The organism is Amaricoccus macauensis (assembly GCF_014201905.1).
In the GTDB taxonomy this organism is placed as follows: domain Bacteria; phylum Pseudomonadota; class Alphaproteobacteria; order Rhodobacterales; family Rhodobacteraceae; genus Amaricoccus; species Amaricoccus macauensis.
In genome coordinates, this window is sequence record NZ_JACHFM010000005.1 from 60,828 (window position 1) to 74,591 (window position 13,764).

Below are 13,764 nucleotides of genomic sequence, written 5' to 3' on the forward strand. Positions count from 1 at the left end.
TTGCACATTTGCTTGCTGACGGGCCCGAATCGCCGATAATTGCGCCCAAACCGGCGTGGAAATGCGATGTTTCAGGTTCTCGGCGATCTCGTCCCCTATGCCATTCCGGTGGCGCTTTGCCCCTTCCCGATCCTCGTCGTCATCATGCCGCTCCTCGGCCGCGGCGGCGTCGCGGGGGGCGCCGGGTTCGCGGCGGGACGGGTTGCGATCGTCGCGGCGCTGACCGTGATCGCCGCCTTCCTCGCCGGCTGGATCGAGGGCGAGGCGATGGCCGACATCTTCGACCGTGGCAGCTGGTTGCGGATCGCCTTCGGGGTCATCCTCGTCATCGCGGCGATCGTGCTCTGGTGGCGGCGCCCGCCGGCGGGCGCGACGCCGGGTGCAACGGCGGGCGAGTTGCCGGGCTGGATCCGCGCCATCGAGAGCGCGGGACCGGCGCGGGCGTTCTGGCTCGGCATGTTCCTGACCGTCGCGGAGATGAAGGAACTGGTCTTCGTCCTCGGCGCGGGCCTGCTCATCGGGCAGGCGACGCTGACCGGCGGCGAGACACTGGCGCTCTCGCTGACCTACGCCATCCTCGCCGGGCTCGGGCCGGCGGTTCCCGTCGTCTGGGTGGCACTCGCCGGTCGACGCGAGGGCGGCAGCCTCGAGGCGGCGCGTGACTGGCTCGCGCGCTACCAGACCATCGTGGTGGCGGCGGTGCTCCTCGTCATCGGCGCCATGCTGATCGGCAGCGGCATCGAGGCGCTCTGAGCCGCAGCCGAAGGCGGGGTCAGAGCCCCGCCAGCCGCGCCTCGGCGGCCTTGAGGATCGCCATCTCCTCCTCGGCGGCCTCGAGACGCGCGCGCTGCTCGTCCACCACTTCCTCCGGGGCACGCGCGACGAAGGCCTCGTTCGAGAGCTTGGCGCGCAGGCCCTTCGCCTCCTTGCCGAGCTTGTCGAGCGCCTTCGCCAGACGGTCCCGCTCGGCGGCAACGTCGATCACGCCCGCAAGCGGCAGGCAGAACGTGCCCTCGGGCACGGTGATCGTCACCGCCCCCTTCGGCGCCTCGGCCGCGCTCTCGAACGTCTCGATCCGCGCGAGCCGCGCCACCAGCGCGCGATTGCGCTCCAGCGCCTCCGCCCGCGCCGGCGCGAGGTCGAGTTCCACCAGCGTCACCTTTGCCCCGGCGGGCACCCGCATCTGCGCCCGGACGGAGCGGATCTCCTCGATGAGCCCGATCACCCAGTTCATCTCGGTGTCCGCGTCCGTCTCGACGAGTTCGGCGCCGTAGGTCGGCCAGTCGGCATGAGCGAGCAGCGTCGCCCGCTCCCCGTCGGCGGCCCACAGCGTCTCGGTGATGAACGGCATGAACGGGTGCATCAGGATCAGGCACTGGTCGAGCACCCAGGCCATCGTCGCCCGCGTCTCGGCCGCGCCCTCGCTCTGGAAGAGCGGCTTCGCGAGCTCGACGTACCAGTCACAGACCTTGCCCCAGACGTGGGCATAGAGCGCGTTCGCCGCGTCATTGTAGCGATAGGCCCCGATCGCCGCGTCGAGCGCCTCGCGGAGCTTGCCGGTCTCGCCGACGATCCAGCGGTTCGCGGTCAGGGTCACTGCCTTCGGATCGAACGCCGGATCGGCCACGCAGCCGTTCATCTCGGCGAAGCGCGCGGCATTCCAGAGCTTCGTCCCGAAGTTGCGGTAGCCCGCGATCCGCTCCTTGGAGAGTTTCAGGTCGCGCCCCATCGCCGCCATGGCCGCGAGGGTGAAGCGCACCGCGTCCGCGCCGTACTCGTCGATGAGTTCGATCGGGTCGAGCACGTTGCCGAGCGACTTCGACATCTTCTTGCCCTTTTCGTCACGGACGAGGGCATGGATGTAGACGTCGCGGAACGGCACCTCGCCGACGATCGCGAGCTGCATCATCATCATCCGGGCGACCCAGAAGAAGATGATGTCGAAGCCGGTCACAAGGACGCTGGTCGGGTAGTACCGCTTCAGCTCCGCGGTATCCTCTGGCCAGCCGAGCGTGCCGAGCGGCCAGATGCCGGACGAGAACCACGTGTCGAGCACGTCCGCGTCGCGGCCAAGCGTGATGACGACGCTATCCGCCTCCTCGGGGAACGCGCCGCTCTCGGCCTCCGGCTCGCCCTCGAAGCGGACGACGACCCGCTCGCCGAGACGGGCGCGATACCAGTTCTCCGCATCCTCGCGCACCGCGTCGGCGGTGGCGCCGCAGAACGCCCGGACCCGCCGGCCCTGCTCCACGTAGACATGCGGCTCGTCGGACGCGGCCGGCGCCCCGGCGTCGTGCTGGATCCGCCCCTCTGGATCAACGTAGTCGCCGTACCAGACCGGGATCTGATGGCCCCACCAGAGCTGACGCGAGATGCACCAGGGCTCGATGTTCTCGAGCCAGTGGAAATAGGTCTTCTCGTCGCGCTCCGGCAGGATCCGCGTGCGGCCATCGCGCACCGCGTCGAGCGCTTGTCGGGCGAGATCGGAGGTGTCCACGAACCACTGGTCGGTCAGCATAGGCTCGATCACCACCTTCGAGCGGTCGCCGAACGGCTGGGTGATCGGCTTCGCCTCGACATACGGCACCGCTTCGCCGTCGGCGTTCGTCACCGTGACGGCGAGACCGGCGGCGTTGATGTCGGCGATGACCGCCTTGCGCGCGTCGAAGCGGTCAAGGCCGCGATAAGCCTCCGGCACCAGGTTCAGGGTATCGACCTCGGCCCCGTTCGTGGGCGACCCGGCGGCGATCTCGCGCGCCCGGGCAACGGCCTCGGCGTAAGGCGTGCCGTCCGCCCGCATCCGCCCCCGGGTGTCCATCAGGCGGTACATGGGCAGGCCGTTGCGCTCCGCGACCTTGTAGTCGTTGAAGTCGTGCGCGCCGGTGATCTTCACCGCGCCCGATCCGAAGTCCGGATCCGGGTACTCGTCGGTGACGATCGGGATCAGCCGGTCGCAGAGCGGCAGCTGCACCATCTTGCCGACGATCGGCGCGTAGCGCTCGTCCGAGGGATGCACGGCAACCGCACCGTCGCCGAGCATGGTCTCGGGCCGGGTGGTCGCGATCGAGATATAGTCCCGCGTCTCGCGCAGCGTGACGTTGCCGTCCGCGTCCTTCTCCACGTACTCGTAGGTCTCGCCCCCCGCGAGGCGGTACTTGAAGTGCCACATGTGGCCCGGGACTTCGATGTTCTCCACCTCGAGATCGGAAATCGCCGTCTCGAAGTGCGGATCCCAGTTCACCAGCCGCTTGCCGCGGAAGATCAGGCCCCGGTCATAGAAATCGACGAACGTGCGCAACACCGCGTCGTGGAAGCCCTCGTCCATGGTGAAGCGGTTGCGCGAGAGATCGAACGAGTCGCCGAGCCGCTTCGACTGTTCGAGGATCGTGCCGCCCGATTCTTCCTTCCACTCCCAGACCTTTTCAACGAACGCCTCGCGGCCCATGTCGCGGCGGCTGATGTTGCCCGACGCAGCAAGCCGGCGCTCGACGACCATCTGCGTGGCGATCCCCGCGTGGTCGAGACCGGGCTGCCAGAGCACGTCATGGCCCTGCATCCGGTGCCAGCGGGCGAGGATGTCCATGAGGGTATGGTTGAAGGCATGGCCCATGTGCAGGCTGCCGGTGACGTTCGGCGGCGGCAGCAGCATGGAAAACGCCGGCGCGGGCTCGCCGTTCGGGCCGGGCCGCGCGTTCGCGCCGGCGCGGAACGCGTCCGCTTCTTCCCACCGGGCACTCACCTCGGGCTCGGCGGTGCGTGCGTCGAAGGTCTTTTCCATCGCCATGGCTGCAAATTCCCCGGGGTTCCGTCCGGCGCGTCTCATAACGCCGCGGTCGGCCGAACGAAAGCCCGGCTTCAGGACTGGACGGGCGCGACGTGGCGGCTAGTGTCTCGTTTCACGCGAACAAGGGGAGGCGACCGGTGAGCAAGTTTGGAACCAGCCAGAGCGTGGCCCGCAAGGAGGACGTGCGCTTCCTGACCGGCGCCGGCACCTACATCGACGATGCGACCCCCGAAGGGGCACTCCACGCGATCTTCTTTCGCAGCCCCGTGGCGCACGGCCGGGTGCAGACTCTCGACGTCGAGGCCGCCCGCGAGGCGCCGGGTGTGGTCGCGGTCTTCACGGCGGCCGACCTCGAGGGCAAGCTCCTGAACGAGATCGACGCGGCCGTCGTGACGAACCGCGACGGCTCGCATGGCGCGAAGCCGCGCCGGCCCGTGTTCGCCGAGGACGTGGTACGCTTCGCCGGCGAGGCGCTCGCCGTGGTGATCGCGGAAACCCGTGAGGCCGGGCTCGACGCCGCCGAGATGATCTCTGCCGACTTCGAGGAGCTGCCGGTCCATCTCGCGACGGCCGTGGGCGGCACGGCGATCCACGACGAGGCGCCGGAGAACCTCGGCTTCGACTGGGCGCACGGTGACGCGGATGCGACCGATCGCGCCTTTGCGGCGGCGGCGCACACCACCCGGCTCGAACTCGTCGACAACCGCGCCAAGGCGATGCCCATGGAGCCGCGCGGCTGCTTCGCCGAGTGGGATGGCTCGCGGCTGCACGTGGCGTTCTCCGGTCAGGGCGTCTGGGGGCTGAAGGCCGAGCTTGCGAAGACCATGGGCCTCGAGAAGGCGGCCGTGCGGGTGACGACGCCCGATGTGGGTGGCGGCTTCGGCATGAAGGCCTCGGCCTACCCGGAATATTTCGCTTGCGCCTTCGCCGCGCGGGAACTCGGCCGGCCGGTGCGCTGGATGTCGACGCGCTCGGAGGCGATGCTGACCGATTGCGACGGGCGCGACCACGTGACGGTGGCCGAGGCGGCGTTCGATCCCGACATGCGCCTGACCGCGCTCCGCATCGACTGCGTGGCCGGGCTTGGCGCCTACAACGGCCCCTATATCCAGTTCATCCAGTCGGAACTCGCGCTCAAGGTGATGCCCGGCGTCTATGACGTGCAGACCACCTACTTCCGGGTGCGCGGCGTCTTCACCAATACGCCGCCGATGGACGCCTATCGCGGCGCCGGCCGCCCGGAAGCGATCTACGTCATCGAGCGGCTGATGGACGCCTCGGCCCGCACCCTCGGCGTCGATCCGGTCGACCTGCGCCGCCGCAGCTTCATCCCGCCCGACGCCTTCCCCTACAAGAGCGCCGCGGGCGAGCTCTACGACACCGGCGACTTCGAGCGCGTGCTGAACCGGGCGATCGAAGAGGCCGACCTCGCGGGCTTCGCCGCCCGCAAGGCCGAGAGCGCGAAGTCTGGCAAGCTGCGCGGCATCGGCCTCAGCTACTACATCGAGTCGATCCTCGGGGCGCAGAACGAATCGACCACCATCGCCTTCACTGACGACGGCATGGTCGAGCTTCACGTCGGCACCCAGTCGAACGGCCAGGGGCACGAGACGGTGTTCGCCCAGATCCTCGAAGAGCGAAGCGGCATTCCCTTCGAGAAGGTCCGCTTCGTGCAGGGCGACAGCGACCGGATCGCGAGCGGCGGCGGCACCGGCGGCTCGCGCTCGGTGACGATGCAGGGCAATTCGATCAACCACGCCTCCGACGTGATGATCGAGCGCTTCCGCCCGCTCGCCGAGGAAGAGCTCGAGGTCGCGGGCGTCGATCTCGTCTTCGAGGACGGCGCCTTCCGCGTCGCCGGCACCGACCGCGCGGTGGACCTGATGACGCTATCGGGCGTGGCGCGCGCGCGCGGCAAGTCCGATCTGCTGGTCACGACCGAGGAATTCACCGTCCCCGGCCGCTCCTATCCGAACGGCGCGCATTTCGCCGAGGTCGAGGTGGATGCCGAGACCGGCGGCGTCGAGGTGGTGAAGTACACCGTCGTCGATGACTTCGGCTATCTCATCAACCCGATGCTGGCCGCCGGTCAGGTGCACGGCGGCGTGGTGCAGGGCATCGGACAGGCCGTCACCGAGCAGGTGGTCTACTCCGAGGACGGCCAGCTCCTCAGCGGCTCGTTCATGGACTACGGCCTGCCCCGGGCGGCCGACGTGCCGATGATCCCGTTCCACGCTGAACTCACGCCCTCGACCGCCAACGCGATCGGCATGAAGGGCTGCGGCGAGGCCGGCACGGTCGGCGCGCTCGCCGCGGTGACGAACGCCACGCTCGACGCGCTCTGGGACGAGGGCGTGCGCCACGTGGACATGCCCCTCACCCCGGTCCGGGTCTGGGGCTGGCTCCAGCAGGCCGGCCGCAAGGCCGCCTGATCCGGCCACGAGGGCGCGGCGCCCGCACGGCGTCGCGCTACGATCCTCCGTAGCAGAAGACCGGGACGACCGCCTGCTGCATGTCGTCGGGGATGCCGGCATCAAAGTCGGCGGGCCCGGCATCCTGACGCGGCAGGCTCGTGCCCTCCGCCTCCAGAAATTCCAGAAGCTCGGTCGCGGTGACCGCGTAGCTGGTGTTCTCGGGCAGCGAGCCGGTGGCTTCGGCCACCGCGATCTTGTCGAGCGTCGCAATGACGACGCCGATCACCGTCCCGTCGAGGGCGAGGAGCGGCCCGCCGGAGTTGCCCGGGTGCACCGGCGCCGTGACCGTGACCTGACGCGGATCGTCGCCGAGGCCGACCATGGCGCTGATATTGCCTCCGGTCGAGTTCAGCGCCGTCGTGATCGTGCCGTAGAACGGATAGCCGAGCGCAATCACCCGCTGCCCGAGGCGGGCGTTGCCGGTCTGGTGCACGGCGATCCAGTGCCGCGACTGACCAGAAGCAGGACGTGCGCGTTGCGCACGATGGCGCCCGGTGCGTCGGCCCGCGCGGTGAAGGCTTCGAGTGCCCGCTGCGACCCGGCGCCGCACCGACCGTCGATCAACCCGACATAGCCGCCTTCAAGCGTCAGTCCGACCTGAAGGTAGCGGATGTCCGCGTCGGAGTACTCCCGGGCATCGAACTCGCGGGCCAGCTCCCCGGCCGCGTCGCGCGCCAGGGCCGCGGACCCGAGCGCGCCGAAGTACAGCACGAGCAGCAGCGTGATGACGCCGGGGCCAGTCCCCCGTCCGCCCAGCCAGACTCGAACGGCACGCATCTCTCATCCCCCAGAACCCGGAGGAAGATTACCACGGGCACGCCGGCCATCGGAGCGATTCCGCGCAGTTGGGTGAATCGCCACTCCCCGCCCGATGGGCGGGGTTCTGTCACGCCTGCGTCCACGGAAGGCCTCGGGCCTCCCGCGACGGGTCAGTCCTCGCGGATGCCGAGCTCGGCGGGATCGAACTCGTAGTGCGCCCCGCAGAACTGGCAGTCGGCGGTGACGGTGCCGGCCTCGGTGGTCATCGTCGCGATGTCCTCGGCCGGGTACATGGCGAGCGAGGCCACGACCTTCTCCGGGCTGCAGGTGCAGCCGAAGCGCACGGCCTGGGTCGGGAAGACCCTAGGCTCCTCCTCGCTGAAGAGGCGCAGGAGCAGCTGCTCGGCGCCGACGTGCGGGCCGACCAGTTCCGTCGCCTCGACGGTCTCGAGCAGCATCACCGCCCGGCTCCAGTTCTCCGCATCGTCGCCGTCGAGCATGTCCGCGGCGGCAAGCAGGCCGTCGGGGCCGGAGGCGGCCTGCTTTGCCTCCAGCGACGACTTGGGCATGTGCTGGAGCAGAACGCCGCCGCCCCGCCACTTCGCGACGCCGCCCGGCGCCAGCGCCTCGCCAACGGCGAGGGCGAAGCGGGTCGGCAGCTGCTCGGACTGGGCGAAGTAAGTCTCGGCGCAATCGGCGAGCGACTCGCCGGCGATCGGCGTCATGCCCTGATAGGGCACGCTGCCCGCGCCCTGGTCGATCAGGATCGCGAAGACGCCCTCACCGAGCAGGTCGAACGGCCGCGCGACGCTGTCGGGCAGCGCATCCGGGTCGAAGCCGGCGTAGGCGCGCATCCGCGCGGGCGCGCCGTCGTCGGTCGGGCCGAAATAGTCGGTGGCGATGAGCCGGACCGGACCGTCGCCGCGCACCTGGAGGCTCAGCTTCCAGCGCAGCTTGATGGTCTGGCCGACAAGCGCGGTGATGAGCGCCGCCTCGGCCACGAGGGCGGCAATGGCCGGCGGATAGTCGTGCTGGCCGAGGATCGTCTCAAGCACGGTGTCAAGACGGGCTACCCGGCCGCGAACATCGGCGCGGTCGAGCTGGAAGGGCAGGATGGTATCATCCCAGGCAATGCGTCCGGCGAGTGTCATGGAAGTCTCCCGAGTTGCCCCTGAGATAGGGTCTCGACCCGACGAGTGCAAATTCGGCCGTCGGTGCCGCTGCCCGATCAGCCACCAAGGTCAACCACCATCATAGCGCCAGCGGTCCATGCGCAGCTCGACGAGCCGCAGGCCCTGAGTGACAAGCGTGCCGATCGTGGCGAGGACGAGGACCACGACGAAGTACGGCGCCATCTGGAAGGTGTTGCCGTAGATCGCGAGCAGCCCCCCGAGACCGCGGACGGCGGTGTAAAGCTCGGCAACGACGGTGTTGATCAGTCCGATCGTGGCGCCAAGGCGGAGGCCGACAACGATGAACGGCAGCGCGCCGGGAAGCAGGATGCGGCGGAACACCTGCGCACGGGAGGCGCCGGCGGAACGCGCCATCTCGACGAGCTCGCCGTCGGCGTTGAGGACACCCGCATAAGTGTTGAGCACCACCGGCATCACCGCGCCAAGGAAGATGATCGCGACCTTCGCCTCGAAACCGAGGCCGAGAAGAACGATGATCAGCGGGATGAACGCGACCCTCGGCGTCGCCGCGAGCGCCATCACGTAGAGTTCCAGCGTCTCGCCAAGCAGGCGGAAGCCGCCCATGAGCAAGCCGGCGGTGATCCCGACGACGACGGCGAGCCCGAGGCCCGAGGCGTAGACCGTGAGGCTCTCGAGCGTCGCTTTCCAGAGCCGGCCGTCCTGCGCCATGTCGACCGCGGCGTGGGCCGTGGCGAGCGGCGTCGGGATGAGCGCGCTGCCCGCATGGGCCGCGAGCCACCAGAGGCCGATGATGAGCGCAAGCGTGACGAGACGAAGGAGCGCGATCATTGGCGGCCGCGCTCCGCCGCGCGGCCCGGAGCGGGCTCCCAGCCAAAGACGCTGCGGCCGCCGAGGCCGTGGGAGGCGTCACGCTCGCGGGCGATGTGGGTGGCCAGGCTCGGGCCGGTGGCGGTGGCTTCGAGCGCCCGGGCCTGCGCGTCGAGGCGGCGGATCGCGGCGAGGCGGTCGTCCGATCCGAGGCGGGCGCGGGTCACGGCGTCCTTCAGGACGGAGATGGTGCGGTCGAGCACGCGGGTCGGTACCGGATAGGGATGGCGGTCCTTGCCGCCGTGGGCGAGCGAGTGGCGTGCCGGATCGGCGAAGCGGCAGGGCGTGCCGTGGATCACCTCGGCAACCATCGCCAGTGCCTCGACGGTGCGCTGGCCGATGCCCGGCACCAGCAGAAGCTCGGCGAAATCCGTCGGGCCACGATCCGCGGCGGCGGCGAGCGCCCCATGCAGGCGACGCAGGATGACATCGCCCTCACGCACGTCGTGATGCGCCGGCATGACGAGATGCGGCAGCAATGGCGCCTCGGGGGGCACGGTCTCGCGCGCAAGGCCGCCGCCCCGGATCTTCGCCGCTTCACGGGCGAGCCGGTCGGGGCCGAGGTCGGCGAGAAGATCGAGCTGCGCGGCGCGCGCCCCTGCCGCCCGATGGTCGGTCAGGTTGACGATCTCGCCCGCCGTCGGGCCCTCGATCGCCGCGTGTGGCGCGTCGACGAAGCTCGTGAGACCGGCGGAGCGCCAGTGGTAGCGGCGGGCAGTGCGGCGGGCGCCATTCATCCCCTGCTGCACCACGACCCACCGGCCGTCGTCGGCGAGGATGAAGCCGTGGAGATAGAGTTCAAACCCGTCCTGCACCGCGGCGCTGTCCACCTTGGCGACGAGCCGGCTCGCCCTGGCGAGGGCCGCGCCGTCAAGGCCGGTGCGCTCCGCCACGGCGCCAAGCTCGTCCGGGGTGCGGCGCGATGCAGCGCCACGGCCACCCGCGACGGTGAGGCCGAGATCAGGGCGCCCGGCGAAACCGCGCTTCAGCGCGGCGAGGACGCTCGTGGTGATGCCCGACGAATGCCAGTCCATGCCCATGACGGCGCCGAACGACTGGAACCAGAACGGATGCGCGAGGCGGTCAAGGAACTCGTCCCGGCCGTATTCCAGCAGGATCGCCTCGGTGATCACCACCCCGAGCCGGGTCATGCGTGCCCCGAGCCAGGGTGGCACCCGACCGGAGTGAAGCGGAAGATCGGCGCTGCCGGCGCGTCGCGGCATGGGCGGGGGCCTCGGGATGGAACGCCGCCGAGCCTAGGCCGGAGCAGGCTCGGCTGTCGAGAGACCGGAAGTCTAGTTGACCGCCGGCACCATCCCGCGTTCGGCCGCGAGCTCGCGCATCTTCTTCTGCAGCTTCTCGAAGGCGCGAACCTCGATCTGGCGGATGCGCTCGCGGCTGACGCCATACTGCTGGCTGAGTTCCTCCAGCGTCACCGGCTCGTCCTTGAGACGCCGCTCGGTCAGGATGTGGCGCTCGCGCTCGTTCAGCCCCTGCATCGCCTCGAGCAGCAGCGCCTGGCGCGTCTCGAGCTCGTCGCGTTCGGCGAACGCCGTCGCCTGATCGGCGTCCTCGTCCTCGAGCCAGTCCTGCCACTCGGCCGTGCCGTCGCCGTCGCCCCTGACCTGGGCGTTGAGGCTCGCGTCCCCGCCGGACATCCGGCGGTTCATCGAGATCACGTCATCCTCGGGGACGTTGAGGTCGTTGGCGATCCTCGTCACGTTCTCCGGACGAAGCTCACCCTCCTCGATGGCGCCGATCTTGTTCTTCGCCTTGCGGAGGTTGAAGAACAGCTTCTTCTGTGCCGCGGTGGTGCCCATCTTCACGAGGCTCCACGACCGCAGGATGTATTCCTGGATCGAGGCGCGGATCCACCACATGGCATAGGTGGCGAGGCGGAAGCCCTTTTCCGGGTCGAAGCGCTTCACCGCCTGCATCAGGCCGACGTTCGCCTCCGAGATGACCTCGGCCGTGGGCAGGCCATAGCCACGGTAGCCCATGGCGATCTTGGCCGCGAGGCGCAGGTGGCTCGTGACGAGCTGGTGCGCCGCCTCGGAATCACCGTGGTCGACCCATGCCTTGGCGAGCATGTATTCCTGTTCCGGCTCCAGCATCGGAAACCGGCGTATCTCCTGCATGTAGCGCGAGAGTCCCTGTTCTGGGGACGGCGCCGGAAGCTTGTCGTAAGCCATGGTCCTCCTGGCGGGGACTGTCCAAAACCCCGCAAGCCTGGCCCATTGTATAGGGCAGTTTCAGTTCGTTGTACGTCCCGGTTGCGTTACTCCGTCGCTCTCCCCGGCAATCTCCTGGCGGAGATCGTCGAGAAGCCGCTCCATGTCGGGGGGGAGCGGTGAGGAAAAGCGCAAGGCTTCTCCGGTGACCGGGTGGATGAAGCCAAGCGTCTCCGCGTGGAGCGCCTGGCGCGGAAAGGCGCCGAGGGCGCCGTCGCTCCGCCGCCGGCCGTAGACCGTATCCCCCGCGAGCGGGTGGCCCGCAAAGGCCATGTGGACACGGATCTGGTGGGTGCGGCCGGTTTCGAGCCGACATTCGACGAGGCTCGCGCGCGCGAAGCGCTCAAGCACCCGTGCCCGGGTGACGGCGGGCTTGCCGTTCACGCTCAGCACAGCCATGCGCTTGCGATCCCCCGGGTGCCGGCCAATGTTGCCCTCGATCCGCAGGACGCCGCCCGGCTCCCACGAAATCCCGGCGAGGTGGCGCAGACGCGGCTCGGCGGGATCGGGGTGGCCGTGAACAACCGCGAGATAGCGGCGTTCAATCGAATGATCGGCAAACTGTTCGGCGAGGCCGCGATGCGCGGCGTCAGACTTGGCAACGACGAGAAGGCCCGAGGTATCCTTGTCGATGCGATGGACGATCCCGGGGCGAAGTCGGCCGCCGATGCCGGAAAGCGATCCGCCGCAATGGTGAAGCAGCGCGTTGACGAGCGTGCCCGTCTGAGCGCCGGGCGCGGGATGCACCACGAGCCCCACGGGCTTGTCGATGACGATGAGATGGGCATCCTCGTAGGCAATTGCAAGGTCGATCGCCTCCGGGCTGGCATTGATGGGCCCGGGTTCCGGCAACGCGACGGTGACTTCGGTCCCCGGCGCGAGGCGGACGCGCGGGTCATCCAGGATTCTCTCCTTGAGACTGACCGCGCCTTCGGCGATCAGCGCCTGAATCCGCGAGCGGGAGAGATCGGGCGCAGCGGCGGCCAGAGCCTTGTCAAGCCGCTCGTCCCGCTCCAGCGTGACGCGAATTTCTCGAAGGGGGTCGGACATGGCCGGCAATGCTGCTCACGAAGAGGCGCCCGAGCCGCCGCGCCTGCGCCAGCTGCGCCTGATGGTGCTCGCGTTGACCGCGACGCTGATCGCGGGGGTGATAGCAATCGTCATCCTGCTTGTCATCCGGCTTCAGACCGCTCCGACGCCGGTCGCCATGCCGCCGGAGGTGCGCCTGCCGGCCGGGGAAAGCGCCCGCGCGATCACGCTCGGTTCCGACTGGGTCGCGGTCGTGACGGTGGATGCGGGCGGAAAGGAGCGTATCCGGGTGCTCGACCGGGTGAGCGGGGTGGAGCGCGCCGAGGTGGACATCGCGCCCCGCCCGTGACGTCCGGCCCGTGACGGGGCCATGAAACCAGCCGGGCCCGTGCCGCGTTCTTCGGCAACGCAAGCTGCTCGGGGGGAGAAGTGTCATGGCCCGGATCTACATCGAGGAGCACCCGCTCCGCGTGGTTGGCGACCTCACGAATACGCTGCACCTCTATCTCGTCTACCAGGGCGACAACGGCGAAGAATACGTGGTCCGCTCCGGCGCGACCGATCTCATGCCCTACGGCGGGCCGATGGAGATCGAGGTGAACGTCCCGATCGACGACTCCGCCGACTCGCGTGACGGGGAGACCCCGCAGGACCGGCATGCGACGCTCCTGCGGTTTCCCGGCCACACGGCGGACGAGGCCTGGGGCATCATCGTGAAGTACGCGCAGGCGCTCGCCGACGACGGATATGAGTACCGGCTGTTTCAGACGAACTCGAACGCCTTCGCCGGCGCCATGGTGAAGGCGGGCGGCGGCTTCCCGGCCCTGTCGCTGCCCGACGACATCAATCGCAGCGAGGCGATCGGCTACAGCTACTGGAAGGAGATCGTCGCCGACGTGACGCCGCCCACCGACGGCACCATCGTCGGCACCGCGCGGGCCGATACGCTCGCAGGGATCCAGATCGCCGACGTCATGACCGGGCTGACCGGCGCCGACCGGCTGTTCGGGGCCACCGGCGACGACCTTCTGTTTGGCGGCGCCGGCAATGACCGGCTGGCCGGTCAGGGCGGAAACGACGTGCTGCGTGGCGGCACCGGAGACGACGTGCTTCTCGGCGGCGCCGGCACCGACCGGCTGCTCGGGGGCGACGGCGCGGACGTCTTCCAGTTCGCGACCGGCGACGGGCGGGACACCGTTCTCGACTTCCAGCCGGGCGAGGACGGCTTTCTGCTGCGGGTGGCGGGGATCGACGCTTTCGCCGACCTCCACCTGTCTCAGGCGGGGGCTGACGTTCGGATCGGCTATGGCAGCGGCGCGGTCTTCGTGGAGGACACGCAGGTCTCGGACTTCACTGCCGACGACTTCCGTTTCGCGCCCGACAATCTGCTGACGTGAAGCGCGGTTAATCCCGCCTTAACCGACTGTCCGGACTTACTGTTGCAGATCAGCCAACCGGAAAAGGCG

12 protein-coding genes are annotated in these 13,764 nt (G+C 69.4%); 4 read left to right on the top strand and 8 right to left on the bottom strand.

Annotated elements, in window-relative coordinates; genetic code table 11:
• Positions 1-66 precede the first annotated feature (66 nt).
• The gene (locus HNP73_RS19545) at positions 67-753 is read left to right on the top strand and encodes a GAP family protein (protein WP_184154071.1); all 687 of its coding nucleotides are present in this window, start codon (positions 67-69) and stop codon (positions 751-753) included.
• Positions 754-772: 19 nt separating this feature from the next.
• Here the strand turns inward: HNP73_RS19545 and HNP73_RS19550 are convergent, their stop codons facing one another.
• On the bottom strand, positions 773-3,784 hold the full coding sequence (locus tag HNP73_RS19550; RefSeq protein ID WP_184154073.1) for a valine--tRNA ligase: 3,012 nt from the start codon (positions 3,782-3,784) through the stop codon (positions 773-775).
• Positions 3,785-3,921: 137 nt separating this feature from the next.
• Here HNP73_RS19550 and HNP73_RS19555 point away from each other — a divergent pair, with 137 nt between their 5' ends.
• Entirely contained in the window at positions 3,922-6,216 is a 2,295-nt protein-coding gene (locus HNP73_RS19555; RefSeq protein WP_184154075.1) for a molybdopterin cofactor-binding domain-containing protein, read from the top strand.
• A 37-nt stretch (positions 6,217-6,253) separates the two neighbouring features.
• Here the strand turns inward: HNP73_RS19555 and HNP73_RS19560 are convergent, their stop codons facing one another.
• The 7 genes from HNP73_RS19560 to HNP73_RS19590 all read right to left on the bottom strand — a co-directional run bounded on the left by HNP73_RS19560 (position 6,254) and on the right by HNP73_RS19590 (position 12,319).
• Positions 6,254-6,691, bottom strand: coding sequence for a trypsin-like peptidase domain-containing protein (locus tag HNP73_RS19560; RefSeq protein WP_184154077.1), 438 nt, complete (start codon positions 6,689-6,691; stop codon positions 6,254-6,256).
• On the bottom strand, positions 6,652-7,035 hold the full coding sequence (locus HNP73_RS23480; RefSeq protein ID WP_184154080.1) for a hypothetical protein: 384 nt from the start codon (positions 7,033-7,035) through the stop codon (positions 6,652-6,654). The genes HNP73_RS19560 and HNP73_RS23480 overlap by 40 nt, the downstream gene beginning before the upstream one ends.
• A gap of 152 nt (positions 7,036-7,187) precedes the next feature.
• Positions 7,188-8,168, bottom strand: a complete 981-nt coding sequence (hslO, locus tag HNP73_RS19570; protein WP_184154082.1) for an Hsp33 family molecular chaperone HslO — start codon at positions 8,166-8,168, stop codon at positions 7,188-7,190.
• Between the two features lie 90 nt (positions 8,169-8,258).
• Positions 8,259-8,999, bottom strand: a complete 741-nt coding sequence (locus tag HNP73_RS19575) for an ABC transporter permease (RefSeq protein WP_184154084.1) — start codon at positions 8,997-8,999, stop codon at positions 8,259-8,261.
• Complete coding sequence (locus HNP73_RS19580; RefSeq protein WP_184154086.1) at positions 8,996-10,261, bottom strand: DUF763 domain-containing protein; 1,266 nt, start codon at positions 10,259-10,261, stop codon at positions 8,996-8,998. Before HNP73_RS19580 ends, HNP73_RS19575 begins: the two co-directional genes overlap by 4 nt.
• A gap of 72 nt (positions 10,262-10,333) precedes the next feature.
• Complete coding sequence (rpoH, locus tag HNP73_RS19585) at positions 10,334-11,230, bottom strand: RNA polymerase sigma factor RpoH (RefSeq protein WP_184154088.1); 897 nt, start codon at positions 11,228-11,230, stop codon at positions 10,334-10,336.
• A gap of 60 nt (positions 11,231-11,290) precedes the next feature.
• Entirely contained in the window at positions 11,291-12,319 is a 1,029-nt protein-coding gene (locus HNP73_RS19590; protein ID WP_184154090.1) for an RluA family pseudouridine synthase, read from the bottom strand.
• Here HNP73_RS19590 and HNP73_RS19595 point away from each other — a divergent pair.
• Complete coding sequence (locus tag HNP73_RS19595; RefSeq protein WP_184154092.1) at positions 12,318-12,647, top strand: DUF6476 family protein; 330 nt, start codon at positions 12,318-12,320, stop codon at positions 12,645-12,647. The genes HNP73_RS19590 and HNP73_RS19595 overlap by 2 nt on opposite strands.
• A gap of 85 nt (positions 12,648-12,732) precedes the next feature.
• Positions 12,733-13,695 carry a calcium-binding protein gene (locus HNP73_RS23485; RefSeq protein WP_184154094.1) on the top strand — a complete coding sequence of 321 codons (963 nt, stop codon included), beginning with the start codon at positions 12,733-12,735 and terminating at the stop codon, positions 13,693-13,695.
• Positions 13,696-13,764: the final 69 nt, after the last annotated feature.